The organism is Pseudomonas sp. Z1-12, from assembly GCF_051132015.1.
Classification (GTDB): Bacteria; Pseudomonadota; Gammaproteobacteria; order Pseudomonadales; family Pseudomonadaceae; genus Aquipseudomonas; species Aquipseudomonas zanjanensis.
This window is the reverse complement of the sequence record NZ_CP071647.1, coordinates 4,762,866-4,786,842: the sequence shown is the minus strand read 5'-3', so window position 1 is coordinate 4,786,842 and position 23,977 is coordinate 4,762,866. Positions and strand designations below refer to the sequence as shown.

At 61.8% G+C, this 23,977-nt stretch carries 26 protein-coding genes; 11 read left to right on the top strand and 15 right to left on the bottom strand.

The window, feature by feature from the left end; genetic code table 11:
* Position 1 precedes the first annotated feature (1 nt).
* Positions 2-538 (bottom strand): ATP-dependent zinc protease family protein, encoded by a 537-nt coding sequence (locus J3P85_RS20525; protein ID WP_053186065.1) that lies wholly within the window; start codon positions 536-538, stop codon positions 2-4.
* A 284-nt stretch (positions 539-822) separates the two neighbouring features.
* Between J3P85_RS20525 and J3P85_RS20520 the strand changes: the two genes are divergently transcribed.
* The 5 genes from J3P85_RS20520 (at position 823) to prpF (ending at position 7,620) form a co-directional block, all read left to right on the top strand.
* The gene (locus J3P85_RS20520) at positions 823-1,536 is read left to right on the top strand and encodes a GntR family transcriptional regulator (protein ID WP_186731048.1); all 714 of its coding nucleotides are present in this window, start codon (positions 823-825) and stop codon (positions 1,534-1,536) included.
* A complete protein-coding gene (gene prpB, locus J3P85_RS20515) occupies positions 1,533-2,417 on the top strand; it encodes a methylisocitrate lyase (protein ID WP_186709668.1) in 885 nt (294 codons plus the stop codon). Before J3P85_RS20520 ends, prpB begins: the two co-directional genes overlap by 4 nt.
* A 41-nt stretch (positions 2,418-2,458) precedes the next feature.
* Entirely contained in the window at positions 2,459-3,586 is a 1,128-nt protein-coding gene (prpC, locus tag J3P85_RS20510; RefSeq protein ID WP_186709666.1) for a bifunctional 2-methylcitrate synthase/citrate synthase, read from the top strand.
* Positions 3,587-3,781: 195 nt separating this feature from the next.
* Positions 3,782-6,373, top strand: a complete 2,592-nt coding sequence (gene acnD, locus J3P85_RS20505) for a Fe/S-dependent 2-methylisocitrate dehydratase AcnD (RefSeq protein WP_434703244.1) — start codon at positions 3,782-3,784, stop codon at positions 6,371-6,373.
* A 53-nt stretch (positions 6,374-6,426) separates the two neighbouring features.
* The gene (gene prpF, locus J3P85_RS20500; RefSeq protein ID WP_434703243.1) at positions 6,427-7,620 is read left to right on the top strand and encodes a 2-methylaconitate cis-trans isomerase PrpF; all 1,194 of its coding nucleotides are present in this window, start codon (positions 6,427-6,429) and stop codon (positions 7,618-7,620) included.
* 355 nt (positions 7,621-7,975) lie between these two features.
* Here the strand turns inward: prpF and J3P85_RS20495 are convergent, their stop codons facing one another.
* The 10 genes from J3P85_RS20495 to soxR all read right to left on the bottom strand — a co-directional run bounded on the left by J3P85_RS20495 (position 7,976) and on the right by soxR (position 15,369).
* A complete protein-coding gene (locus tag J3P85_RS20495; RefSeq protein ID WP_434703242.1) occupies positions 7,976-8,869 on the bottom strand; it encodes a metal ABC transporter solute-binding protein, Zn/Mn family in 894 nt (297 codons plus the stop codon).
* Positions 8,870-9,769, bottom strand: a complete 900-nt coding sequence (locus J3P85_RS20490) for a metal ABC transporter permease (protein ID WP_014339414.1) — start codon at positions 9,767-9,769, stop codon at positions 8,870-8,872.
* Positions 9,769-10,521: a metal ABC transporter ATP-binding protein gene (locus tag J3P85_RS20485; RefSeq protein ID WP_434703240.1), complete on the bottom strand. Its 753-nt coding sequence runs from the start codon at positions 10,519-10,521 to the stop codon at positions 9,769-9,771. The genes J3P85_RS20490 and J3P85_RS20485 overlap by 1 nt, the downstream gene beginning before the upstream one ends.
* A complete protein-coding gene (locus tag J3P85_RS20480; protein WP_053123647.1) occupies positions 10,518-11,447 on the bottom strand; it encodes a metal ABC transporter substrate-binding protein in 930 nt (309 codons plus the stop codon). Before J3P85_RS20480 ends, J3P85_RS20485 begins: the two co-directional genes overlap by 4 nt.
* Before the next feature lie 35 nt (positions 11,448-11,482).
* A complete protein-coding gene (locus J3P85_RS20475; RefSeq protein ID WP_434703239.1) occupies positions 11,483-12,064 on the bottom strand; it encodes a DUF6162 family protein in 582 nt (193 codons plus the stop codon).
* Positions 12,061-12,387, bottom strand: coding sequence for a hypothetical protein (locus J3P85_RS20470; RefSeq protein ID WP_186709646.1), 327 nt, complete (start codon positions 12,385-12,387; stop codon positions 12,061-12,063). The genes J3P85_RS20475 and J3P85_RS20470 overlap by 4 nt, the downstream gene beginning before the upstream one ends.
* Positions 12,384-12,926, bottom strand: a complete 543-nt coding sequence (locus J3P85_RS20465; protein WP_186709644.1) for a thiamine pyrophosphate-binding protein — start codon at positions 12,924-12,926, stop codon at positions 12,384-12,386. Before J3P85_RS20465 ends, J3P85_RS20470 begins: the two co-directional genes overlap by 4 nt.
* Positions 12,923-14,137, bottom strand: a complete 1,215-nt coding sequence (locus J3P85_RS20460) for a PepSY-associated TM helix domain-containing protein (RefSeq protein ID WP_434703237.1) — start codon at positions 14,135-14,137, stop codon at positions 12,923-12,925. Before J3P85_RS20460 ends, J3P85_RS20465 begins: the two co-directional genes overlap by 4 nt.
* A 216-nt stretch (positions 14,138-14,353) precedes the next feature.
* Entirely contained in the window at positions 14,354-14,812 is a 459-nt protein-coding gene (locus J3P85_RS20455; RefSeq protein WP_186730980.1) for a VOC family protein, read from the bottom strand.
* 104 nt (positions 14,813-14,916) lie between these two features.
* A complete protein-coding gene (gene soxR / locus J3P85_RS20450; RefSeq protein WP_434703235.1) occupies positions 14,917-15,369 on the bottom strand; it encodes a redox-sensitive transcriptional activator SoxR in 453 nt (150 codons plus the stop codon).
* 96 nt (positions 15,370-15,465) lie between these two features.
* Here soxR and J3P85_RS20445 point away from each other — a divergent pair, with 96 nt between their 5' ends.
* The 5 genes from J3P85_RS20445 (at position 15,466) to J3P85_RS20425 (ending at position 20,112) form a co-directional block, all read left to right on the top strand.
* Positions 15,466-15,831, top strand: coding sequence for an antibiotic biosynthesis monooxygenase (locus J3P85_RS20445; protein WP_186709636.1), 366 nt, complete (start codon positions 15,466-15,468; stop codon positions 15,829-15,831).
* A 116-nt stretch (positions 15,832-15,947) separates the two neighbouring features.
* The gene (locus J3P85_RS20440; protein ID WP_434703234.1) at positions 15,948-16,214 is read left to right on the top strand and encodes a hypothetical protein; all 267 of its coding nucleotides are present in this window, start codon (positions 15,948-15,950) and stop codon (positions 16,212-16,214) included.
* 103 nt (positions 16,215-16,317) lie between these two features.
* Positions 16,318-16,932 (top strand): LysE family translocator, encoded by a 615-nt coding sequence (locus J3P85_RS20435; protein ID WP_053123629.1) that lies wholly within the window; start codon positions 16,318-16,320, stop codon positions 16,930-16,932.
* Positions 16,933-17,091: 159 nt separating this feature from the next.
* Positions 17,092-18,258, top strand: coding sequence for a cysteine desulfurase family protein (locus J3P85_RS20430; RefSeq protein WP_434703233.1), 1,167 nt, complete (start codon positions 17,092-17,094; stop codon positions 18,256-18,258).
* Positions 18,259-18,303: 45 nt separating this feature from the next.
* Entirely contained in the window at positions 18,304-20,112 is a 1,809-nt protein-coding gene (locus J3P85_RS20425) for an aminopeptidase P family protein (RefSeq protein ID WP_434574884.1), read from the top strand.
* 9 nt (positions 20,113-20,121) lie between these two features.
* Here the strand turns inward: J3P85_RS20425 and J3P85_RS20420 are convergent, their stop codons facing one another.
* Positions 20,122-20,712 carry a 2-hydroxychromene-2-carboxylate isomerase gene (locus tag J3P85_RS20420; protein ID WP_434703232.1) on the bottom strand — a complete coding sequence of 197 codons (591 nt, stop codon included), beginning with the start codon at positions 20,710-20,712 and terminating at the stop codon, positions 20,122-20,124.
* A gap of 34 nt (positions 20,713-20,746) precedes the next feature.
* Positions 20,747-21,475, bottom strand: a complete 729-nt coding sequence (locus J3P85_RS20415) for an SDR family oxidoreductase (RefSeq protein ID WP_434703230.1) — start codon at positions 21,473-21,475, stop codon at positions 20,747-20,749.
* An 89-nt stretch (positions 21,476-21,564) separates the two neighbouring features.
* Between J3P85_RS20415 and J3P85_RS20410 the strand changes: the two genes are divergently transcribed.
* A complete protein-coding gene (locus J3P85_RS20410; RefSeq protein WP_434703228.1) occupies positions 21,565-22,134 on the top strand; it encodes a TetR/AcrR family transcriptional regulator in 570 nt (189 codons plus the stop codon).
* A 6-nt stretch (positions 22,135-22,140) separates the two neighbouring features.
* Here J3P85_RS20410 and J3P85_RS20405 read toward each other — a convergent pair whose 3' ends face one another.
* Entirely contained in the window at positions 22,141-22,422 is a 282-nt protein-coding gene (locus J3P85_RS20405) for a hypothetical protein (RefSeq protein ID WP_434703227.1), read from the bottom strand.
* Positions 22,423-22,590: 168 nt separating this feature from the next.
* A complete protein-coding gene (gene rhtA / locus J3P85_RS20400; RefSeq protein WP_434703225.1) occupies positions 22,591-23,481 on the bottom strand; it encodes a threonine/homoserine exporter RhtA in 891 nt (296 codons plus the stop codon).
* Positions 23,482-23,977 lie beyond the last annotated feature (496 nt).

Below are 23,977 nucleotides of genomic sequence, written 5' to 3'. Positions count from 1 at the left end.
ATTACTCTGCGGTTTGAGCGGCATTGGCGCAGGCGGGTTTGCCGGCAGCGTATTTAAGACTGGGGTCGACCAGCGCGTCGAAGCGCTTGAGCGCCTCGGAACCGATCAGCAACGGGTATTGGAAGGCGCTGCGGTCGGTCAGGTTCACTTCGATGCTGCGCAGGGCCGAGCCCATGCAGATGTCCAGTTCGATGACCGGCCGGGCCGTGTATTTCTTGCCTTCTTCCGGGTCGTAGTCACCGGCGCGGCGCTTGATCTTGCTGACCCGGGCCAGCGGGCGTTCGATGGGGTGCGAGTGGGCTGCGTCGATGGCCAGGTAAAAGCGCACCCAGGATTCGCCATTGCGCTTGAAGCGCTTGATGTCGCGGGCACTGAGTGAGGCGGTCTTGGCGCCGGTGTCCAGCTTGGCGGCGACCTCCAGGTCGATGCCCTGCAGGGCGGCATATTCGTTGAGGCCGTACACGGTTTTTTCACCCGCCACGGCAAGCCCCGGCAGGCACATGAAATAGAAAGCAGCAGATAAGGGCTTGAGTGTCATAGATCCTGGTGCGCAGCGTTCCGTTTATCGGTTCAGGCCCTGGCATTACTGCACAAGCTCCCTAGGCAGCCTTTCTCTATAAAAGGAGAGCGGCGAATAACCGCGGCATTCTAGCACGGTGGTTTTCTGGCGCCACCGCTGGCCGGACGCTACGAGTCTCTTCATGCAGCAGGGTTATCGGCAAGGCGTTTATTAGACGATTGTCGACAATGTTGATTTTTGTTTTGACGTTAAGGGTGCTATTGGGTAGTTTTTGCCATATTGATTTTCAAGGTGTCGACAATATGCTCGATCAGCTCGAAACCCCGGTGGTCGCCCAGGATGACTCGGAGACCCTGTCCGAGAACGTCTTCCGGCGTATCCAGGCCGCTATCGTCAAGGGCGAGATCGCCCCTGGCAGCAAGATCTCCGAGCCCGAGCTGGCGCGCACCTACGGCATCAGCCGCGGGCCGCTGCGCGAGGCGATCCACCGCCTGGAAGGCCAGCGCCTGCTGGTGCGGGTGCCCCACGTCGGTGCCCGGGTGGTGTCGCTGAGCCACGCCGAGCTGCTGGAACTCTATGAAATCCGTGAGTCCCTCGAAGGCATGGCCTGCCGCCTGGCAGCCGAACGCATGACCTTGGAAGAAATCGACGAACTGCGCCGGGTCCTCGAGACCCACGAGCGCGATGCGGCGTTCCAGGCCGGGGTCGGTTACTACCAGCAGGAAGGCGATTTCGACTTTCATTACCGGATCATCCAGGGCAGCGGCAACCGCACCCTGACGCAGATGCTTTGCGGCGAGCTATACCAATTGGTGCGCATGTACCGCATCCAGTTCTCCACCACGCCCAACCGTCCGCGCCAGGCTTTTGCCGAGCACCATCGGATTCTCGACGCCATCGCCGACCGTGACGGCGAACTGGCTGAATTATTGATGCGTCGGCACATCGGCGCGTCCAAACGCAACATTGCGCGTCATTTCCAGGACAGCGCCGCCACTGAACGAGGTGAGTCATGAGCAACAGCACTCCAGGCCAGCGTTTCCGCGATGCGGTCGCCAGCGAGCATCCGCTGCAAGTGGTCGGCACGATCAACGCCAACCACGCGCTGCTGGCCAAGCGCGCCGGTTTCAAGGCGATCTACCTGTCGGGTGGCGGCGTCGCGGCCGGTTCCCTCGGCGTGCCGGACCTGGGCATCACCGGCCTGGATGACGTGCTGACCGATGTGCGTCGCATCACCGATGTCTGCGACCTGCCGCTGCTGGTGGACGTGGACACCGGTTTCGGCTCCTCGGCGTTCAACGTGGCGCGCACGGTCAAGTCGATGATCAAGTTCGGCGCCGCGGCGATCCATATCGAGGACCAGGTCGGCGCCAAGCGTTGCGGCCACCGTCCGAACAAGGAAATCGTCTCCCAGCAGGAGATGGTCGACCGCATCAAGGCCGCCGTCGATGCCCGTACCGATGACAGTTTCGTGATCATGGCCCGTACCGATGCCCTGGCGGTGGAAGGCTTGGAGTCGGCCCTGGACCGCGCCGCCGCGTGCATCGAGGCCGGTGCCGACATGATTTTCCCCGAAGCCATCACCGAGCTTGAGATGTACAAGCTGTTCGCCAGCCGCGTGAAAGCGCCGATCCTGGCCAACATCACCGAATTCGGCGCGACCCCGCTGTACACCACCGAACAGCTGGGCGGTGCCGACGTGTCCCTGGTGCTGTACCCGTTGTCGGCCTTCCGGGCCATGAACAAGGCGGCCGAAAACGTCTACACCGCGATTCGCCGCGACGGCACGCAACAGAATGTCATCGACACCATGCAGACCCGCATGGAGCTTTACGATCGCATCGACTACCACACCTTCGAGCAGAAGCTCGATGCGTTGTTCGCGGCGAAGAAGTAAGGCGCGACTCCCCTACAAATTCAAGAAAATGGAGACAGCAAATGGCCGAAGCAAAAGTACTCAGTGGCGCCGGGCTCCGCGGCCAGGTGGCCGGGCAAACCGCCTTGTCCACCGTGGGCCAATCGGGCGCCGGCCTGACCTATCGCGGCTACGACGTTCGCGACCTGGCGGCAGATGCGCAATTTGAAGAAGTGGCCTACCTGCTGCTGTACGGCGAACTGCCGACTCAAGCCCAGCTGGACGCCTACACCGGTAAACTGCGCCAGTTGCGCGATTTGCCCCAAGCCCTGAAAGAAGTGCTGGAGCGCATTCCCGCCGACGCCCACCCGATGGACGTGATGCGCACCGGTTGCTCGTTCCTGGGCAACCTGGAACCCGAGCAGGATTTCTCCCAGCAGCACGACAAGACCGATCGCCTGCTGGCCGCGTTCCCGGCGATCATGTGCTATTGGTATCGCTTCAGCCACCAAGGCCAGCGCATCGATTGCGTGACCGACGAAGTGTCCATCGGCGGGCACTTCCTGCACCTGCTGCACGGCAAGAAGCCGAGCGAGCTGCACGTCAAGGTGATGAATGTCTCGCTGATCCTCTACGCCGAGCACGAATTCAACGCTTCGACCTTCACCGCCCGGGTCTGCGCCTCCACCTTGTCGGACCTGTTCTCCTGCATCACCGCCGCCATCGGCTCGCTGCGGGGCCCGCTGCATGGCGGAGCCAACGAAGCGGCGATGGAAATGATCGAGCGCTTCAGCTCACCCCAGGACGCCATCGAAGGCACCCTCGGCATGCTGGCGCGCAAGGACAAGATCATGGGCTTCGGCCATGCGATCTATAAGGACAACGACCCGCGCAACGAGGTGATCAAGGGCTGGTCGAAAAAACTCGCTGACGAAGTGGGCGACACGGTGCTGTTCCCGGTCTCCGAAGCCATCGACAAGACCATGTGGGAGCAGAAAAAACTGTTCCCCAACGCCGATTTCTACCATGCCTCGGCGTACCACTTCATGGGCATCCCGACCAAGCTGTTCACGCCGATCTTCGTTTGCTCGCGCTTGACCGGCTGGGCCGCCCACGTGTTCGAACAACGCGCCAACAATCGCATCATCCGACCGAGCGCCGAATACACCGGCGTCGAACAGCGCAAGTTCGTGCCAATCGAACGACGCTGAGCTGGAGGGTTCTAGCCGCAGGCACTGGATACCCCTGAAACCCTGTGGGAGCGAGCTTGCTCGCGATTGCGCACTGACATTCAACATTAATGTCGACTGATGCACCGCTATCGCGAGCAAGCTCGCTCCCACAGGGGCCGGGGGCATCCAAGACCGGCCAACCCCTCTGAAACCACCGTGACCCGAGTCCTGACGATGAACACAGAATTTCGCAAACCGCTGCCCGGCACTTCGCTGGATTATTTCGACGTTCGCGGGGCAGTGGAGGCCATCCGCCCCGGCGCCTATGATGGCCTGCCGTATACCTCCCGCGTGCTGGCGGAAAACCTGGTGCGGCGCTGCGACCCGGCCACGCTGCGCGAGTCGCTGCTGCAACTGATCGAGCGCAAGCGCGACCTGGACTTCCCGTGGTTCCCGGCGCGCGTGGTGTGCCATGACATCCTCGGCCAGACCGCCCTGGTGGACCTCGCCGGCTTGCGCGACGCCATCGCCTTGCAGGGTGGCGACCCGGCGCAGGTCAACCCGGTGGTGCCGACGCAACTGATCGTCGACCATTCCCTGGCGGTGGAAAGCGGTGGTTCCGACCCGCAAGCCTTCGCCAAGAACCGCGCCATCGAAGACCGCCGCAACGAAGACCGCTTCCACTTCATCAACTGGACCAAGAAAGCCTTCAAGAACGTCGATGTGATTCCGCCGGGCAACGGGATCATGCACCAGATCAACCTGGAAAAAATGTCGCCGGTGATCCAGCAGCGTGACGGCGTGGCCTTCCCCGACACCTGCGTCGGCACCGACAGCCACACGCCCCACGTCGATGCCCTGGGCGTGATCGCCATCGGCGTCGGTGGCCTGGAAGCCGAGAGCGTCATGCTCGGTCGCGCCTCGTGGATGCGCCTGCCGGAAATCGTCGGCGTCGAGCTGACCGGCAAGCTGCAACCGGGCATTACCGCCACCGACATGGTGCTGGCGCTGACCGAGTTCCTGCGCAAGCAGAAAGTCGTCGGGGCGTGGCTGGAGTTCTTCGGCGAAGGCGCCAGTGCCCTGACCCTGGGCGACCGCGCGACCATCTCCAACATGGCCCCGGAATACGGCGCCACGGCGGCGATGTTCCATATCGATCAACAGACGATCGATTACCTGAAGCTCACCGGCCGCGAAGACACCCAGGTGCAGTTGGTGGAAACCTATGCCAAGCACGTGGGCCTGTGGGCCGATAGCCTCAAGGGCGCGCTATACGAGCGTGGCCTGACCTTCGACCTGTCGTCGGTGGTGCGCAACATGGCAGGTCCCAGCAACCCCCACGCCCGTGTCGCGGTGTCGGACTTGGCCGCCAAAGGCATCTCCGGCCAGTGGGACGATGTGCCCGGGCAAATGCCCGACGGCGCGGTGATCATCGCCGCGATCACCAGTTGCACCAACACCAGCAACCCGCGCAACGTGATCGCCGCCGGCCTGCTGGCGCGCAACGCCAACCGCCTGGGCCTGGCCCGCAAGCCGTGGGTCAAGTCCTCCTTGGCGCCGGGTTCGAAAACCGTGGCGTTGTACCTGGATGAAGCCGGCCTGACGTCCGAACTCGAGAAGCTGGGCTTCGGCGTGGTGGCGTTCGCCTGCACCACCTGTAACGGCATGTCCGGCGCACTGGACCCGGTGATCCAGCAGGAAATCATCGATCGCGACCTGTACGCCACCGCCGTGTTGTCGGGCAACCGCAACTTTGACGGGCGTATCCATCCGTACGCCAAGCAGGCGTTCCTGGCCTCGCCGCCGCTGGTGGTCGCGTATGCCATCGCCGGGACCATTCGTTTCGACATCGAGAAGGATGTGCTGGGCGTGGTGGACGGTCGGGAAATCCGCCTCAAGGACATCTGGCCGAGCGATGAAGAAATCGACGCCGTGGTCAAGGCGTCGGTGAAACCCGAGCAGTTCCGCCAGGTGTACATCCCGATGTTCGCTATCCAGGAAGACACCGGGCCGAAAGTGACGCCGCTGTACGAATGGCGTCCACAAAGCACCTACATCCGTCGCCCACCGTATTGGGAAGGCGCGCTGGCCGGTGCGCGACCGCTCAAGGGCATGCGCCCGCTGGCGGTGCTGCCGGACAACATCACCACCGATCACCTGTCGCCATCCAACGCCATCATGCTGGACAGCGCCGCCGGTGAATACCTGGCGAAAATGGGCTTGCCGGAAGAGGACTTCAACTCCTACGCGACCCACCGCGGCGACCACCTGACCGCGCAGCGCGCCACTTTCGCCAACCCGAAACTGTTCAACGAAATGGTCGTTGAGGACGGTAAGGTCAAGCAGGGTTCCCTGGCCCGGGTCGAGCCGGAAGGCAAGGTCATGCGCATGTGGGAGGCCATCGAGACCTACATGGAGCGCAAGCAGCCGCTGATCATCATCGCCGGTGCCGACTATGGCCAGGGTTCGTCCCGGGACTGGGCGGCCAAGGGCGTGCGCCTGGCAGGTGTCGAGGCGATCGCGGCCGAAGGGTTCGAGCGCATCCACCGCACCAACCTGGTGGGCATGGGCGTGTTGCCGCTGGAGTTCAAGCCCGGTACCGATCGCAAGACCCTGGGCATCGACGGCAGCGAAATCTATGACGTGATCGGCGAGCGCACCCCGCGGGCGACACTGACCCTGGTCATCACTCGCAAGGATGGCGAGCGCGTCGAGGTGCCGGTGACCTGCCGCCTCGATACCGCCGAAGAAGTGTCGATCTACGAAGCCGGGGGCGTGTTGCAACGGTTCGCCCAGGATTTCCTTGAGTCGGCGGTGGCCGTTTAAATCGCTTGGGTGGCTCGTTCGTTGGCCACCCGTTTTTTCAGGAGATGGAGCACATGGCTCACTCGCCTCAAATCAAGATCCCCGCGACCTACATGCGTGGCGGCACCAGCAAAGGCGTGTTCTTCAGCCTGCAAGACCTGCCCGAAGCGGCCCGTGTCCCTGGCCCGGCCCGGGACGCCCTGCTGCTGCGGGTGATCGGCAGCCCAGACCCGTACGAGAAGCAGATCGATGGCATGGGCGGCGCGACGTCCAGCACCAGCAAGACGGTGATCCTGTCCAAGAGCACCCGGGCCGACCACGATGTCGATTACCTGTTCGGCCAGGTGTCCATCGATAAACCGTTCGTGGACTGGAGCGGCAACTGCGGCAACCTGTCGGCGGCGGTGGGGTCGTTTGCCATCAGCAGTGGTTTGGTGGAGCCCGACCGTATTCCGCACAACGGCGTGGCCGTGGTGCGGATCTGGCAGGCCAACATCGGCAAGACCATCATCGCCCATGTGCCGATCACCGAGGGCGCGGTGCAGGAAACCGGTGACTTCGAACTCGACGGCGTGACCTTTCCGGCGGCCGAAGTGCAGTTGGAGTTCATGGACCCGGCGGCTGAGGAAGAGGGCGGTGGCGGCTCGATGTTCCCGACCGGCCATTTGGTGGATGACTTGGAGGTGCCCGGTGTCGGCACTTTGAAGGCGACGCTGATCAACGCCGGGATCCCGACGATTTTCATCAATGCTCGCGATGTGGGCTACACCGGCACCGAGTTGCAAGGTGCTATCAATGGCGACCCCAAGGCGTTGACGATGTTCGAAACCATTCGCGCCCACGGTGCCTTGCGCATGGGCTTGATCAAGCACCTGGACGAAGCCGCCCAGCGCCAGCACACGCCGAAAGTGGCATTCGTGGCACCGCCGGCGGACTACGTTTCATCCAGCGGGAAAGCCGTGGTGGCTGGTGACGTTGATCTGTTGGTACGGGCGCTGTCCATGGGCAAGCTGCACCACGCCATGATGGGGACGGCAGCGGTGGCCATCGGCACGGCCGCAGCGATTTCCGGCACCCTGGTGAATCTCGCGGCGGGCGGCATCGAGCGCAACGCCGTGCGCTTCGGCCACCCGTCCGGCACCTTGCGCGTCGGCGCCGAGGCCAGCCAGGTCAACGGCGAATGGACCGTGAAAAAAGCCATCATGAGCCGCAGTGCGCGGGTTTTGATGGAAGGGTTCGTGCGGGTGCCGGGGGATGTTCTGAACTGAGTTGGAAAACCTGTGGGAGCGAGCTTGCTCGCGATGGCGGTGTGTCAGTCGGCATCAATGTTGGATGTGATGGCCTCATCGCGAGCAAGCTCGCTCCCACAATGGAATTGTGGTGAGCACTGAATTTGTGAGCATCCACGATCAAACCTGTGTGGAGCTTGCTCGCGATGGCGGTGTGTCAGCCGGCACCGATGTTGAATGTGATGGCCTCATCGCGAGCAAGCTCGCTCCCACAAAGGAATTGTGGTGAACACTGAATTTGCGAGCATCCACGATCAAACCTGTGGGAGCGAGCCTGCTCGCGAAAGCGGTGTGTCAGCCAACAAGAATGTGATGGCCCCATAGCGGATGACTGTCAGCCTCCCGTCAGCGCTGTGACCACCAGCCCCACATTACTTTCCAGCTCGGCCACCGGATCGGGCTCGTCGGTGCTCAACACAAGCAGTTGGCTACCTCCTTCGGTAATGGCGGCCTTCAGCGCATCCGAGGGCTGGCGATGATGCAGCACCAGCGCCACGTCGTTGTCTTTCAATGTCCCACTCAACTGCTTGAGGGCTTCGGCTGTCCACTCGGCGTCGGGCCGGGTGTCGGTGCTGATGGCGTCCAGGTTGAGCCCGCTGATCAGGTAGCCGAAATGCTCGCTCAGGCTGACCACGCTCAAGTTATCGGCGCTGGCGAGGCGTTTTTCGCTGTCGGCGCTGAGTTTGAGCAGGCGCTGCTTGAGGGCCGCCAGGTTGGCGTCGATTTTCGATTTGTCCGCCGGGGCCAGGCGCACCAGGTCGGCGGCGATCACGTCGGCCATGCGCCCCAGGTTATGGCTGGCCATCCATGGTTGGCTCGCCAGGCCGTCAGCCATGCCCGGTTGCACGGCGATACCGGGCAGGGCGCCGTCCACCGGGCGCGCGGCATCGACTTCGACGATGCGGATATTGCTGCGTCGGGCCATGGGGTACAGCGGATCGTCCGGCCACAGCGAGCGCAGGCCGATCACCCCATCGGCATTGCTGGCCAGTTTGCTCAAGGCCGGTGCGCCCCGGCCGCTGAAGTAGGCGCTCTGGCGGGTGCCGGGCAGATTGTCGGGCGCGGCCCGCTCCAGGCTGACCTCGGTGCCCTTGAGCAAGGCCTCGCTCAACCCATAGGTGACCGGCAGCGATGCCAGCAGACGGACCTTTTCGTCGGCGAATGACGAGGTGACGGCCACGCCGCACAACGCGACGGCCAGGGTCAGTTGTCGCAATGAAAAAACCATTTATCCAAGATTCCCTTTGAGGCTGGGGACGACACCACGGGCGATGGCGCTCAGGGCGAAGGCGATGCCGGCCACCAGGATGATCGCGGCACCGGACGGGATCGGCAGGTCGAACACAATCGGCGCGAGGATCCCGCACAAGGTACTGACGGTGGCGATCAGCACCGAACACCAGAAAAAGCCTTTCAATGATTGGCTGAGCAAGCGCGCCGCCGCAGCGGGAATCACCAGCAACGCGCCCACCAGGATGGCACCGATGACTTTCACCGCCGCCACGGTGATCAACGTCACCAGGACCACGAACAGGTAGTCCAGGGTCTTGACCGCCACCCCGCGCACCGCCGCCAGTTGCGGGTTGAAGCTGGCGAGCATGATGCGGTTGTACAGCGGCAAGGCCAGGGCCATCACCAGCGAGCCGACCACGGCCAGTACCAGCAGGTCGTTGCCATTGACCGTCAGCACCGAGCCGAACAGTACGTTTTCCAGGATGTGCACGTTGATCTTGCCCGCCAGGATCAGCAGCAGGCTGGCCCCCAGGGCCAGGGACACCGACAGGAACACACCGATCAGCGTATCGGGCGCCAGGCCGGTGCGGTTGCGCAGGTAGTTGAGCAGGATGCCGAACAACAGGCAGTAGCCGAACAGGCTGCCGTAAGGCCCGGTGTAGGGTTCACCGAGCAGGATGCCGATGGCCACACCAGTCAGCGCCGCATGGCCCACCGCCTCGGAGAAAAACGCGAAGCGCTTGACCACCACCAGCGTGCCGAGGCCGCCCAGTACCGGGCCGATCAACAGCCCGGCGAGCAATGCATTGACCACGAAACCGTAGGCCAGCGCTTCAGGCAAGTAACCGGCCGATGCCCAGCCCTGGACCATCAAACGAAAGGCTTCATAACTCATCAGGCCGCGCTCCCGTTCGTGCGTGGATGGGTGGAAAACAACGTCAGCAGCCGCTCCGGAGTCAGGGTCTGGCGTGGCGGGCCGTCGAACAGCACCCGGCGATTCAGACCCGTGACGCGGTCGGCCAGGCGCCCGACGGCTTCCAGGTCATGTTCGATCCACAGCACGGTAATCCCGGCCTGGCGCCAGTCCTGCAGCAGCCGTTCGAACACCTGGATGCCGGCCTCGTCCAGGGCTGACATCGGTTCATCCAGCACCAGCAGTTGTGGCGAGGGAATCAGCCCTTGGGCCAGCAATACCCGTTGCCGCTCGCCGCCGGACAGCGCGCCCATGCGCCGCTTGCGCTTGTCTTGCATGCCGACCCGCTCCAGGGCTTGGCCAATGGCGCCAGCGTAATGCTTGCTCAAGCCAAGAAAAGCGGGGCGCCGCTGACACATGGCCGCCATGAAATCGTCCACCGTCATCGGCAGGCCCCGATCGAATTCCAGCGCCTGGGGCACGTAGCCGATCACCCCGGGTTCGCCCGGCCATTGCAGGCTCAAGCGGCCCTGGTGCGGCATCTGCCCCAACAAGGTTTTGATCAGCGAGCTCTTGCCGCCGCCATTAGGGCCGACCAGGGCATGAATACTGCCGGGCTCCACCTGGAAGGCGACGTTGTCGAGAATGTTGGTGCGGCCCAGGTTCAGGCTGACCTCGGCGAACGCAATCAAGGGACCCGCGCGGTGCAGGGTGAGGGGTTCCTGGACAGTCATGCGCCGGACTCCTGGATCGCCCGGACCACGGTGTCGAGGTTGCCGGCCATTTCCTTTTCGTACTTCTCGGCACTGTAGTCGCCGTAGGAAATGTGCGAGAGCGGGTACAGCTTCACGCCCGATTCACGCTGGATGGTGTCGACGTAGGTAGAAGGGAAATCCATCTCCGAGAAGATCACCTTCACGTCCAGCTCGCGCAATTGATCGATGGTTTTCTTCAATTGGCTGGGGCTCGGCTCGATGCCATGGGCCGGCTCGACCACGGCAGTCACTTCCAAGCCGAATTCGCGCAGCAGATAGTCGTAGGCGGCATGCACCGTGGCGACCCGCAATTCGGCATTGGGGGCCTGGGTCAGTTTCGCCAGGGCGGCGGCGCGCATCTGCCGCAGGCGCTTGCCATAGGCGCGGGCGTTCTGGGTGTACGCCTTGGCATTGTCCGGGTCGAGCTTGCCCAACTCCCGGGCAATGTTATTGACCTGGGCGATAGAGGCGCTGATGGACAGGAAGGTGTGCGGGTTCACCACCTTGCCCGCGCCTCGGGCGGCAGTGCCGGTGGCGGCCAGCAGGGGCACGTTCTCGTTGGCCTCGATGACCTTCACGTTCGGGGTTTCGCTGGCGGCGATCATGCGGTCGGCAAAATCGTCGTGACCGACGCCGTTCAGCACGATCACATCGAGGCCGCCGATACGCTTGATGTCTTCGGCCCGGGGCTCATAGGCGTGGGGGTTGAAACCGGCCGGGATCAGCGGCACGACCTCGGCCTTGTCGCCGACGATGTTGGCCACGTAGCTGTAATACGGGTGCAAGGTGATACCGATGCGCAGGCGCTTGGCGGTTTCGGCGCTCACCGGCGAGGTGAACAGGCAGGCCAGCAGGCCGATCAACAGCAGGCGCAGCAAGGGTCGGCGTTGGGATGCAATAGGCATGGGCAAACGGTCTTCTCTCGAATGAAGGCGTGGGGTCAGTGCCGGTGCTGGCGGGTTACGCCGGCATCGTATTGCGCGACGATCTGTCGCCAGCCAGCGGCGGACAAAGCCGCGTCGTCCAGCGTGGAGGGCGTCGCGAGGCCCGTGCCGCGGTTGAGCCAGATGTCCGGGGCGGCGTCGGCGTCGGACGCTTCGCCGATGCGCATCAGAAACGAACCAGCCACGGACGAATTGGCACTGGCGCCGAAGTAGGCCAGGTCCTGCAGCTGTTGCCAGGCATGGCCGCCGCGGCTGACGGAACTGGCGTCCTGGGCGAACGGCGCAAAGCCTTCCTCGGCCAGGGTTTGCGGGGCGGGCAGGGTGTGTTGGTCTTCGCGCAGCAAGCGGATTTCATCCAGGGTCACCCGCAGGTCGGCATAGATACCTTGCTCGGCGGCGCTGAGGTCGCGGCGGGCGTCGAGTTGGTTCGAGGCCAGGTGAGGGGCCTCTTCGGCTTTGCCATGCCAGGCCACCACGGACCCGGCCACCAGCACGATGACCAGGCACAGCAACAACACATACAGGGTTTCATGACCCGCGCCGGCGGGACGGATGACTTGAGTCGTGGCGTTGCTCATGGGGCCTCGATGTCGGCTTGGTCGATTTCCACCACGTGGCCGGGGCCGGCGTCGAAGAGTACGTAGAATTCAGCGTTCGGTTTCTTGAAGGTCAGCTTCGAGTCGGCGCCGAGCTTGCCCGGGACGAGGATGGTTTCGTCATAACCGATCACGTCGAGGGTTACCCCCGGCGCACCGCTGCCGTCGGAAAAACCACCGGTGCATTGGATCTGCTCGGCGTCGATGGCCTTGCACTCGCACATCGGGTTGTGGGCCAGGACGCTGGTGCTTGCGCCCGCGCATAACAGCAGCGCCAGGCCCTTGGATAGGGCGCGAAGGGTCATGGTTTGGCTCCTTGATTCTTCAGCCAGGCGACAGTGGCCGGGGAGGCCTGGCTCAGGGGGATGGAAGCCTGATGCATCGAACCGTCCCAACCCTCCAGGGTTATCCACAGTTCGGCGTCGGGCTGGGTCTTTGCCGGGACGGGCAACAAGGCACCCATACGGTAGGGCGAGCCGAAGAAAATCACCCCGGCGGCCCTAAGGCTGCGAGGTTTGCCGATGCGCAGGTAAGTGGCCTTGACCTGGCCGATACAGCTTTGGCACAAGGCCGCGTTGAAGTGTTTCATGGGGCCGGCAGGCCCTTGGACGCGTGGGGCTTCGTTGCGAAATTCCGCCAGGCGCAGGCTCCAGGGTCCGACCTGGACTTCGCCGACTTCCCGCTCGCCCAGCCCGGCATCACCACGGAACAGCGCGGCTTCGGAAAGGTATTTAGGCATGAACCCCAGGGGGATCAGCAGCAACAGCACGTTGAGGTGGAAGCGCCATTTATGCCAGAACAGGCTCAGGCGCGACGGTGATGAAGCGGCATTGGATGGGTTCACAGGCTGCCCTCCGAAGATTCGCGGTGGACGGACGTTTGCAATGCCTGCGTGAGGCGGGCGCCACGGGTGGGTTTCTGGCTACGCTTGAAGGCATTGGCGGTGGCCAGGGCCGTGCGTTTGGTCCAGATCAGCAGCCCGCTGAGGACCATCATGCTCATGATCAAACCGAAGAAAAACCAGATGAGCTTGATCCAGAGGCCGCCGAAATCCCCGGTGTGCAAGGGCCGCATGGATTCGGTGACGAACTCCAGGGTCGTGCGATCGGACAGCAGCCGCGAGGCGGCCACGTCACCGTTGTAGGGGTTGATGGTGGCAGTCTGGAACATCAGCGGATACCAGCCGCGGCCGCCGATTTCCAGGTGGCTATAGGCATTGGCGGGCAGGCTGATGAAACTTGCTTCCAGTCCCGGGATGCGTTGCTGGGCGATTTCAATCGCTCGGTCCAGGTTCAACAGCGGGGGCGGCAGGCCGTCGACGGACAACGGCACGTTTTCACGGGCCACCACCGGGATGACCGGTTCGCTGGAAATGGATATCTGGTTGTCGCCCAGCAAGGCCTGGATCAGGAACCAGGTGCCGGTGACGGAGATGACCGCGATGAACCAGATCGACCAGATCCCGCTGAGCCGGTGGAAATCACCCCAGAAAATCCGCGCGCCATGGCGAATTCGCAGGGTCGGACGCAAGAAGCCTTTCCAGAAACGCTTGTAGACCACCAGCCCGGTCACCAGGGACGCGAGCAACGGCAGGCCCAGGAACGACACCAGGTACCAGCCCCAGCTGTAGCCGTTGGTGAACGGCACCAGCCACCAGCCATGCAGGGCGCGGGTGAAGGCCTGGAAGTTGAACGTCGGCGCCGAGCCCTGGATGGCGCCGCTGTACGGGTTGACGTAGACCGTGTCGGGACGTCCGTCAGGGTAGGTCACGCCGACTTCCAGGGCAAAATGCGACTCGTCCGGGCGAATGATGCTTTGCACCTGGGTTTGCGGCTGTGCCTGCTTGATTGCGGCGACGATCTGGTCGTAGCTGAGCAGCGCGGCATCGTCCGAGGGCTTGCTGGCGCGCATCTCAGGGTTGACGAGCCAGACGATCTCCTGGCTGACCACCGCCAGGGTGCCGGTGACACAGACAATGAGCACGAAGAACCAGATGGGCAATGCCAACCAGCTATGGACCAGGAACCAGAGTTTGGAGCGGGATTTCTTCGACATGATTGAACGTCTTGATTCGATGAAAGGTTCCGTATTACGGGCTTCGTAACACCGGTGAACCCAAAAAGCAGGCCGTGGCTTTTGCCGACGCGGCCTGCTGCATCTAATTAAGACGAACGAGCGATCCCAATCCTGAAGGGAAAGATGAAATAAAATGTTTCGTGTTTAGTTTTAGTGCCGCTGTGGCCAGGAACTGAGCCCCCTGGCCACGGACGGTCAGCCTTGTTGAAACATTTCCCTGGCCCGTTGCTCGATCTGTTCCTGGCTCAGATCCTCCTTGTGTGTCGCCAGGAACCATAGATGCCCATAGGGATCCTTCAAGGTGCCGGTGCGATCCCCATAGAACTGGTCCTTGACCTCGGAAATCACCGTGCCGCCCGCGGCAATGGCCTGGGCGAATGCGCTGTCCACATCTTCGACATAGAGATGCAGGCCGACCGATGGCGATGTGTCCGGGTTACTCAGCGGGCCTTGATCGCAAGGCGTGCCGAGCATGATCGGATACCCGTTGATCCGCAGTTCGGCATGCCCGATGCCGCCATCGGGCATGGCCAGGCGCATGACCTCGGTGGCATTGAAGGCTTTTTTATAGAAGTCGATGGCTTCGGCGGCTTTTTGAATGCCCAGGTAGGGCGTGATGTTATGGAAACCTTCGGGAATAGCATTGACGCCCATGACGTTTCTCCTTTTGTTATGGGAGGCGAAGAGAGTCTTCGTCGATTTGCGCCCCTCCACTATAGGCCTGCGAGCCTGAGTGGGCGTGGAGCCCGACGAACGCTTCAGGGCTGTTCCAGCAGATGGGCTCCCGGCCCGTGCTGGCCCAGCACATCGCCCTGATTGCGCAGCGGACACGCTTCCATCGACAGGCATCCACAGCCAATGCAACCGTTGAGTCGGTCACGCAGCGTCATCAATTGGCTGATGCGCTCGTCCAGGTCCTGGCTCCACTGCGCCGACAAGGTCTGCCAGTCGGCGGCCGTTGGGGCGCGGTTGTCCGGCAGTTTTTTCAACGCCTCGCCGATCTCCGCCAAGGGAATGCCCAGGCGCTGGGCGACCTTGATCAGTGCCACGCGGCGCAATACCGCCCGTGGATAACGACGTTGGTTGCCCTGATTGCGCGTGCTTTTGATCAGCCCCTTGGATTCGTAGAAGTGCAGGGCAGTCACCGCCACGCCGCTGCGGGCGGCCACTTGGCCGACGGTGAGTTCCTTGTGGACATCGATTTGCGCCATCGCCTCAATTCACTGCTTGACCTTGACTTAACTAGAGGTTTTACCCTGCACGCCTTCGGATCGCAAGATCCGCCTGACCTGCATAGGGGACCTTTCATGCAATCGCCAAGGAACAATCGCAGTTTCACCCAACTGATGGAATTCGACATCGAACCTCAATGGCAGCAGGCGCTGGTCACGGCCTTGTCGGAACAGACCGAGCGCCTGGCCCGGGACCACCAGGGTTTCCTGAGTGCGAGTATCCAGGCCAGCGAGGATGGTCGGCGCGTGCTCAACTATTTGCAGTGGCAAACCCGCGAGGCCGGCGAGGCGGCGCTTCGAAGCTTCGAAAGTGGCGACTCGGGTTTCTGGCGGCTGATCCAGGTTCATCGAGCCAAAGCCGTCACATTCGGCTCGTTCCAGGTGCTACGCAACATTGAGCGCAGTCTGGACAACGCGCTGCATTGCCAGTTGGTCGATTAAGCGCAACGGCTGATCCAAGTAGGCAATACCCACTATCGAGAGGGTTGATTTCTGCAGCGCAAGGCCGGCGGGTAGCCTTTGTTCATCGCCCAACTCCAGAACACCGGACACCTGCCATGAACCGTACCTTAACTGTTTTGCTGCTGTTGACCGCCACCCTCTTGGGCGGCTGCGCCAGCTCCTCCCCGGAGCTGCGCCCCTACACCGCCGACGAGACTCGCGAGCTGGCCCTTGAAGCCTTGAATCGCCGAGGCCTTTCGTTCGAGGAGTACCACGCAAAGAAAGCCGAGCTGCTCGGCTCGTCACCGAAAAACGTGGGGTTCGACGATCAAGGCCAGATGAGCGCCGAGCAGGTCGTGCAACAGCCAGGCCGGTCAAGCTAAGGGACTGTACCGCTCAAAGTTTTGTCTAACTGTCCGTGGGTTTGGGCCAGGACGTGGGGTAGGGTCGTGACTTGACTGACCGCCCCTGATGGACTGACCTGACATGACCCTTTCGCTTGACCTGCTGCTGGGCTTCGCCCTGTTTGCCCTGGTGACTTCGATCACGCCCGGCCCTAACAACACCATGTTGTTGGCCTCGGGTGTCAATTTCGGCTTCAACCGCACCATTCCGCACATGCTGGGCATTACCTGCGGCTTCTTTTCCCTGGTGCTGGCGGTTGGCCTTGGCCTGGGTGCGGTGTTCCAGACTTATCCACTGCTCTATACCGCGCTGCGCTACATCGGTGCCGCATACCTGTTGTACCTGGCGTGGAAAATTGCCCACTCCGGTCCGGTTTCGGACAGCCAGCCGGGGAACAATACGCCGATCAGCTATTGGGGCGCCGCGGCGTTCCAATGGGTCAATCCCAAGGCCTGGATCATGGCCATCGGTGCCATCAGCACCTACACGCCACTCCAAGGCTACTTCTTCAATGTGCTGGTGATTGCGGCGGTGTTTGCCTTGATCAACCTGCCAAGCGTGAGCCTGTGGGTGGTGTGCGGCAGCCTGTTGCGCAATCTGTTGCGGGACCGTCGCTGGCTGCGCGTGTTCAACTGGGGCATGGCGCTGTTGTTGGTCGCTTCGATGTATCCGTTGCTGCTCGAAAGCATCAGTTGAGGGCTGAGCTTCGACGCGATGCCTGCTAAGCTCGCTGTTCAGGAGCGTTCCTACGCACTTTTAAACGAAGTCCGACTTCTTTAAGGTCTTTGATCAGGTATTGCTAGTCTCGAACCCAACGAGGGCGCCTGATCCCGGAGCAGGCTCTGCGAGTTTCCTATGAATAAACGTCCTTTGTATTTCGACTACGCCGCCACCACGCCGGTGGATGAGCGGGTCATCCGGGTCATGGTCGAGTGTCTTGGTTTTGACGGCAACTTTGGCAACCCGGCTTCCAGTTCCCACGCCTTCGGCCAGGAGGCCCGGCGCTCGGTGGAGCGTGCCCGCCAGCAGGTGGCGCAATTGGTGGGGGCCCAGCCCGAACAGATCGTCTGGACGTCCGGCGCCACCGAATCCAACAACCTGGCCCTCAAGGGTGTGGCCCAGGCACGCGGTGCTTGCGCCGGCCACATCATCACCAGCCTGATCGAGCACAAGGCGATTCTCGATACGGCGCGCCAACTCGAAGAGGGCGGCGTCGCGGTCACCTGGTTGGCGCCGGACGCCGAGGGCCTGATCAGCCCCCAGGCGGTTCGCGAGGCGTTGCGTGAAGACACGTTCCTGGTGTCGCTGATGCTGGTGAACAACGAACTGGGCACCGTCAACGACGTCCTCGCCATCGGCGAGATCGTTCGCCAGCACGGTGCGTTGTTTCATGTGGACGCCGCCCAAGGCGCCGGCAAGGTGCAGATCGACCTGTCCCGCTGGCCGGTGGACCTGATGTCTTTTTCCGCGCATAAAATCTACGGTCCCAAGGGCATCGGTGCGCTCTACGTCGGCGACCGTGCCCGGCCACGGCTGTCGGCGCAGATTCATGGCGGTGGCCATGAGGGCGGTTTGCGTTCCGGAACCCTGGCGACCCACCAGATTGCCGCCATGGGCGCCGCATTCGAATTGGCAGCCACGGCGTTCGACGAAGAACTCGCTAAAGTCGCCCGATTGCGCAATCGTTTGCTCGAGCCGCTGCTGGCCTTGCCCGGAGTGTGTATAAACGGCAGTGCAAGCTGCCGGATTCCCCACACCCTGAGCCTGACGTTCAACGAAGGTGAGTTCAATCCGGCGACATTGGGCGCATCGATTGCGTTTTCCGCGACCTCGGCCTGCAATTCGGCGCAGAACACGCCGTCCCACGTGCTGCTGGCCCTGGGGCACGATGCCCGGGCGGCCGGGCGGACCATTCGCTTGAGCTTGGGGCGCTTTACCACCGAGCAGGATATCGATGAGGCGGTGCGGTTGATCAAGGCCGCGTGCGCGACTGCGCCGGCATTCTGGGTCACCACTCAATAAGCCGTCTTCGGCATCGAACAACAATTTCAATAAGCAGGAGAAACAATGAGCACCGAGCCTTTGCCCCATGGACTGGTTCCCCAGCGCCTGGCCCGAATCCGTCAACTGATGAGCCGAGAGGGCGTTCACGCATTGCTGGTGCCATCGGCCGACCCGCATCTGTCTGAATACCTGCCGGGTTATTGGCAGGGACGACAATGGTTGTCGGGGTTCCATGGTTCGGTGGGTACCTTGATCGTCACCGGCAGTTTCGCCGGTGTCTGGGCCGACAGCCGTTATTGGGAGCAGGCGACCAAGGAGCTGGAGGGCAGCGGTATCGAGTTGGTCAAGCTCATTCCGGGCCAGCCCGGTCCGCTGGACTGGCTGGCCGAACAAACGCCCGAGGGCGGGGTGGTCGCGGTCGATGGTGCAGTCATGGCCGTGGCCTCGGCCCGCACCTTGGGCGGCAAGCTCGCCGAACGCGGTGCGCGGTTGCGCACCGACATCGACCTGCTCAAGGAGGTCTGGGACGATCGCCCGAGTTTGCCGGATCAACCGGTCTACGCCCATTTGCCACCCCAGGCGACCGTCAGCCGCGTCGAAAAGCTCGCCAAGTTGCGCGAATCCCTCCAGGAGCGTGGCGCCGACTGGCATTTCATCGCCACGCTGGACGACATCGCCTGGTTGTTCAACCTGCGCGGTGCGGATGTGTCGTTCAACCCGGTGTTCGTCTCCTTTGCCTTGATTAGCCAGCAGCAGGCAACGCTGTTCGTGGCCCTGGATAAGGTTGACGCACCGTTGCGGGCCGTTCTGGCGCAGGACGGCGTGACCTTGCGTGATTACAGCGAAGCCGCCGCCGCGTTGCGTGAAGTGCCGGACGGCGCGAGTCTGCAGATCGATCCGGCGCGGGTGACGGTCGGCCTGCTGGATAACCTGGGCAGCGGCGTGAAGCTGGTCGAAGGCCTGAATCCAACGACGTTGGCTAAATCGCGTAAAAGCCTGGCCGACGCCGAGCACATCCGTCGTGCCATGGAGCAGGACGGCGCGGCGCTCTGTGAGTTTTTCGCCTGGCTGGAAGGAGCCTGGGGCCGCGAGCGCATCACCGAGCTGACCATCGACGAGCACCTGACCGCCGCCCGCACGCGCCGGCCAGACTTCGTCTCCCTGAGTTTCAACACCATCGCTGCCTTTAACGCCAACGGCGCGATGCCTCATTACCACGCGACGGAAGAAGCCCATGCGGTCATCGAAGGTGATGGCCTGTTGCTGATCGATTCCGGCGGCCAGTACTTGGGAGGCACCACGGACATCACCCGTATGGTGCCGGTTGGAACACCCACCGCTGAGCAGAAACGTGACTGCACGCGCGTGCTCAAGGGGGTGATTGCCCTGTCCCGGGCCAAATTTCCACGGGGTATTCTTTCGCCCTTGCTCGATGCCATTGCTCGGGCGCCGATCTGGGCGGAGCAGGTCGATTACGGCCACGGCACCGGCCATGGCGTAGGCTATTTCCTCAATGTCCACGAAGGCCCGCAGGTAATTGCCTATCAAGCCGCTGCCGCGCCGCAAACGGCGATGCAGGCCGGGATGATCACCTCGATCGAACCGGGCACTTATCGTCCCGGCCGCTGGGGTGTGCGCATCGAGAACCTGGTGCTGAACCGCGAAGCCGGAAGCAGCGAGTTCGGTGAGTTCCTTGAGTTCGAAACCCTCACCCTGTGCCCGATCGACACCCGCTGCCTGGAACCTTCGCTGCTGACCCAGGATGAAAAAGACTGGTTCAACGCCTACCATGCCGAGGTTCAGCGTCGATTGAGCCCATTGCTGGACGGTGACGCACTGCAATGGCTCAACACCCGGACGATGGCGATCTGATCTATAGGATCAGGCGAGGGCTTCACGGACGAAGTCCAGCCGATCCTGGCCGAAAAACAGCTCGTCGCCGACAAACATGCTCGGGGCGCCAAATATGCCCCGGCCGATGGCTGCTTCGGTGGCGCTCTTGAGTGCTTGTTTAACCTGCTCGTCGTTCGTCAGGGCCAGCACGTAGTCGGCGTCGAAACCGCCTTCGTTCAGGACCGATGCGACCGTCGCTGGGTCATTGAGGTTGCGGGCGTCCACCCAAAAGGCGCGGAACAGGCAATCGACGAATGCCTCGAAGCGTTCGGGGTGGCGCAGTTGCATGCCGGTCACTGCGCGCATCAGCAGCAGTGTGTTGACGGGAAAGTGTGGATTGAACTTGAACGCGACGCCGTAGCGTTTGGCGAAGCGATTCAGATCCTTGAACAGGTAAGGGTTCTTGGCCGGCACTGTTGCCGGCGATGCGTTGCCGGTCGCCTTGAAGACGCCGCCCAATAACATCGGACGGTAGATCAACTGGCTGTTTGTCTGTGCACACAGCGTTGGCAACTGGGTGTAGGCCAGGTACGTGGTCGGACTGCCCAGATCGAAGTAAAACTCCACGGATTTGCTCATGGTAAATGTGCTCTTGTTGTTATGAGGGGAGGGGTTACCAGCGTTCGCTCCAGGGGCGCAGGTCCAGCTCGAAGGTCCAGGCGTCGCGGGGTTGGCTGTGCAGGTACCAATAATTGTCGGCAATGTGTTCGGGGTTCAGGATGCCGTCCTGATCCTTGGTGGCATACTTTTCCGGGAAATGATTGCGAATGAAGTCGGTGTCGATAGCGCCGTCCACCACCACATGAGCCACATGGATATTCAGCGGTCCCAGTTCACGGGCCATGCATTGGGCCAGCGCCCGGATGCCATGTTTGGCGCCTGCAAATGCTGCGAACCCCGAAGCACCACGTAATCCCGCTGTTGCCCCGGTAAACAGGAGCGTCCCGCGCTGGCGCTTGACCATGCGCTTGGCCACTTCCCGTGCATTGAGAAAGCCTGAGAAGCAGGCCATTTCCCAGATCTTGAAATACTTGCGCGCGGTTTCTTCAAGGATGCTGCAGGGGACATTGGCGCCGATATTGAACACGAAGGCTTCGATCGGGCCGATCTGGTTCTCGATTTGCTCGATGAGTGCGATCACGTCGTCTTCTTTGCGTGCATCACAGGCAAACCCGTGGGCTTCGCCGCCTTCGGCGCGGATGCCGTTGACCAGAGGCTCGAGTTTATCGGCGCTGCGACGGGTCACACAGGCCACGTAACCTTCCTGGGCGAAGCGTTTGGCGATCGCTCCGCCAGTGGCATCGCCTGCGCCAACAACCAGTACGACCTTCTTGTTATTCATGGTTAGCCTCATTGGTAAACGATCGTTAACTAAACGGACGTTATGCTAAGATCCGGCAAGCGTCAAGGTGAGCGATCAGGGGCAGGACCATGCGATATTCAGCCAATCACAAAATGGAAACCCGCGAGAAACTGCTCGCCAGCAGTGCCGTATCCGCCAAGAAATCAGGTTTCTCTACGGTCGGTGTCGATGGCCTGATGAAAGCGATCGGGTTGAGCGGCGGGGCGTTCTACAGCCACTTTTCATCCAAGGATGAGCTGTTCAAGGCCATTGTTGAGCGGGAACTGGCCCAAAGCCTCGACCGCTTGAGCGGCGACGGTGCCATGGACTCGATGAAACTGGAGCGCTGCCTCAAGCAATACTTGAGCATGAGCCATGTCGAGCAGCCCGAGGCAGGGTGTGCGTTGCCGGTACTGGGCGCTGAGATCGCACGATCAGATGCCCAGGTGAGGGAGGCGGCGCAAACGTGGATCTGTCGTTTGCACGACAGTTGGGCACGGATATTGGGAAGCGACAGCCTGGCCTGGGCCATTCTGTCTCAATGCGTGGGGGCATTGGTGGTTGCGCGGATGCTGGTCTCACCGCAGGTCCAGCGTGACGTCCTCAGGTCCAGCCATGAGGAAATCAGTCGTCGAATGGCCGAACAAGGGCTCGACTAAGGTCGCTTATTTGCAGATGACAATCATGCTGCGGCTGGTATAGCCGGCGGGGTTGAGGCCGAAGGGATAATCCCCGGGTTCTTCGACGGTATCGCCGGACTTGGCAATGACCTTGTAACCCTTGGGAGCGCATGAGTTGGCGGCGCTGGCGGCGCACTGGTCCCAGGATGAGGACAGGCCGGAGCAGTTGATGTGCAGGCCTTTTTTGCCGCGCTTGACTTCAGTTTTCGATGTCGCCGCACAGCCCGCTACTGCCAGTACGGCGATCAGTATCAAAATTCGTTTCATTCCCGTCCTTATAATCGCCGCGGATCTTGTGTCCGCGTACGACCGTGTTCGCTCTTGCGTAAAGCGTTCATGACGTCCTGTATGAAAAAATCCATGTTTGACATTAGGTTACGGACCTAAACATGGCCTAAATGCGCGGCAAATACCAGAGCTTCGTTAAATCCTGCTTCAATCTGCCGCGACGGCAGGCTTTGCCGTGTTGGCCATGGTCAGCGTTGCACCCACCGACGCGAGGATGATGCAGGTGATGGCCATCCACTGGGCCAGGGACAAGTACTCCTGGAGAAAGACGAGCCCCGACAAGGCTGCGATTGCCGGTTCGATGCTCATCAGGGTGCCGAAGGTGCGGGCAGGCATTCGAGTCAGGGAAATCATTTCCAATGTATAGGGCAGGGCTGTGGACAGGATGGCGACGCCGATGGCGATTGGAATCAGGCTCGGTGTGAGCAGTGCGGCGCCCGCGTGGACAATGCCGATAGGCGCGACGAACAGTGCCGCGATCATGACCCCCAGTGCAGCGGTCTGCACACCATTGTCCGCTCCGGCTTTCTGGCCAAACAGGATGTACAACGCCCAGCAGAAACCAGCACCGAGTGCGTAGCCAGCACCCACCAGGTCGATACTGGCGCTGGTCGCGCCGGTCGGTATGAGCAGCAACAGGCCCACCACTGCCAGGGCAATCCAGAGAAAGTCGATGGCCCGGCGCGAGGCGTAAATGGCGACTGCCAGGGGGCCGGTGAATTCCAACGCAACGGCGATGCCCAGCGGAACGGTACGAACTGACATATAGAAGAGGAAATTCATGCCGCCCAGTGCCATCCCATAGATGATCACCGTGCGCAGGGACTGGGCGGTGAGCTTGGCGCGCCAGGGGCGTAGCATCAACAGCATGATGAGGCTGGCAAAGATGAGCCGCAGCGTCGTAGTGCCTTGTGCGCCCACTACCGGGAACATGCTTTTGGCGAGGGAAGCCCCCGCTTGAATGGAAGCCATGGCTATTAATAGCAAGGCAACCGGGTACAGGGTGGAAGCCAGGCTGCGATGTGAGGGGGGTGTCATTGCGAAGTGTCGTCCAGAGTAAGGGCGGAGAAGCTGAGTTGAGCAGTATATTGCGCATCTGTAGCGATTCCGTCTATATAGAGGCTCTATTTAAGTGCCGTCTCGACGCGTTAGATAGAAAAATCAAATTAAGGGTTGACGGCAGATTCTGGAAGTCTATAATTCGCCCCACTTCCGGCGCAGTCGAAACGGAAAACTCCTTGAGTTTCAATGAGTTAAGTAGGTTTCGAAGGTGTTGGGCTTCAGTTCATCGAGGCCCGGAAGGAGCAGGTAGAGCGGTGATGTTTGGCTCTATCGGCGGTTCGATCTTCTCGGTCGAAAGCGGTGAAAAAGAGGTGTTGACAGCAGCGAGTAACGCTGTAGAATTCGCCTCCCGCTAACGAGAGATCGGAAGCGCAAGTGGTTGAAGTTGAAAAGGAAACTTTGAAAACTTCTTAAAATAACCGCTTGACAGATGCACGGGGCGCTGTAGAATGCGCGCCTCGGTTGAGATGAA

What these genes read in the sequence shown, in the direction of transcription:
- J3P85_RS20525 (WP_053186065.1), bottom strand. Translation starts at nt 538, where the DNA reads ATGACACTCAAGCCCTTATCTGCTGCTTTCTATTTCATGTGCCTGCCG.
- J3P85_RS20520 (WP_186731048.1), top strand. Translation starts at nt 823, where the DNA reads ATGCTCGATCAGCTCGAAACCCCGGTGGTCGCCCAGGATGACTCGGAG.
- prpB (WP_186709668.1), top strand. Translation starts at nt 1,533, where the DNA reads ATGAGCAACAGCACTCCAGGCCAGCGTTTCCGCGATGCGGTCGCCAGC.
- prpC (WP_186709666.1), top strand. Translation starts at nt 2,459, where the DNA reads ATGGCCGAAGCAAAAGTACTCAGTGGCGCCGGGCTCCGCGGCCAGGTG.
- acnD (WP_434703244.1), top strand. Translation starts at nt 3,782, where the DNA reads ATGAACACAGAATTTCGCAAACCGCTGCCCGGCACTTCGCTGGATTAT.
- prpF (WP_434703243.1), top strand. Translation starts at nt 6,427, where the DNA reads ATGGCTCACTCGCCTCAAATCAAGATCCCCGCGACCTACATGCGTGGC.
- J3P85_RS20495 (WP_434703242.1), bottom strand. Translation starts at nt 8,869, where the DNA reads ATGGTTTTTTCATTGCGACAACTGACCCTGGCCGTCGCGTTGTGCGGC.
- J3P85_RS20490 (WP_014339414.1), bottom strand. Translation starts at nt 9,769, where the DNA reads ATGAGTTATGAAGCCTTTCGTTTGATGGTCCAGGGCTGGGCATCGGCC.
- J3P85_RS20485 (WP_434703240.1), bottom strand. Translation starts at nt 10,521, where the DNA reads ATGACTGTCCAGGAACCCCTCACCCTGCACCGCGCGGGTCCCTTGATT.
- J3P85_RS20480 (WP_053123647.1), bottom strand. Translation starts at nt 11,447, where the DNA reads ATGCCTATTGCATCCCAACGCCGACCCTTGCTGCGCCTGCTGTTGATC.
- J3P85_RS20475 (WP_434703239.1), bottom strand. Translation starts at nt 12,064, where the DNA reads ATGAGCAACGCCACGACTCAAGTCATCCGTCCCGCCGGCGCGGGTCAT.
- J3P85_RS20470 (WP_186709646.1), bottom strand. Translation starts at nt 12,387, where the DNA reads ATGACCCTTCGCGCCCTATCCAAGGGCCTGGCGCTGCTGTTATGCGCG.
- J3P85_RS20460 (WP_434703237.1), bottom strand. Translation starts at nt 14,137, where the DNA reads ATGTCGAAGAAATCCCGCTCCAAACTCTGGTTCCTGGTCCATAGCTGG.
- J3P85_RS20455 (WP_186730980.1), bottom strand. Translation starts at nt 14,812, where the DNA reads ATGGGCGTCAATGCTATTCCCGAAGGTTTCCATAACATCACGCCCTAC.
- soxR (WP_434703235.1), bottom strand. Translation starts at nt 15,369, where the DNA reads ATGGCGCAAATCGATGTCCACAAGGAACTCACCGTCGGCCAAGTGGCC.
- J3P85_RS20445 (WP_186709636.1), top strand. Translation starts at nt 15,466, where the DNA reads ATGCAATCGCCAAGGAACAATCGCAGTTTCACCCAACTGATGGAATTC.
- J3P85_RS20440 (WP_434703234.1), top strand. Translation starts at nt 15,948, where the DNA reads ATGAACCGTACCTTAACTGTTTTGCTGCTGTTGACCGCCACCCTCTTG.
- J3P85_RS20435 (WP_053123629.1), top strand. Translation starts at nt 16,318, where the DNA reads ATGACCCTTTCGCTTGACCTGCTGCTGGGCTTCGCCCTGTTTGCCCTG.
- J3P85_RS20430 (WP_434703233.1), top strand. Translation starts at nt 17,092, where the DNA reads ATGAATAAACGTCCTTTGTATTTCGACTACGCCGCCACCACGCCGGTG.
- J3P85_RS20425 (WP_434574884.1), top strand. Translation starts at nt 18,304, where the DNA reads ATGAGCACCGAGCCTTTGCCCCATGGACTGGTTCCCCAGCGCCTGGCC.
- J3P85_RS20420 (WP_434703232.1), bottom strand. Translation starts at nt 20,712, where the DNA reads ATGAGCAAATCCGTGGAGTTTTACTTCGATCTGGGCAGTCCGACCACG.
- J3P85_RS20415 (WP_434703230.1), bottom strand. Translation starts at nt 21,475, where the DNA reads ATGAATAACAAGAAGGTCGTACTGGTTGTTGGCGCAGGCGATGCCACT.
- J3P85_RS20410 (WP_434703228.1), top strand. Translation starts at nt 21,565, where the DNA reads ATGCGATATTCAGCCAATCACAAAATGGAAACCCGCGAGAAACTGCTC.
- J3P85_RS20405 (WP_434703227.1), bottom strand. Translation starts at nt 22,422, where the DNA reads ATGAAACGAATTTTGATACTGATCGCCGTACTGGCAGTAGCGGGCTGT.
- rhtA (WP_434703225.1), bottom strand. Translation starts at nt 23,481, where the DNA reads ATGACACCCCCCTCACATCGCAGCCTGGCTTCCACCCTGTACCCGGTT.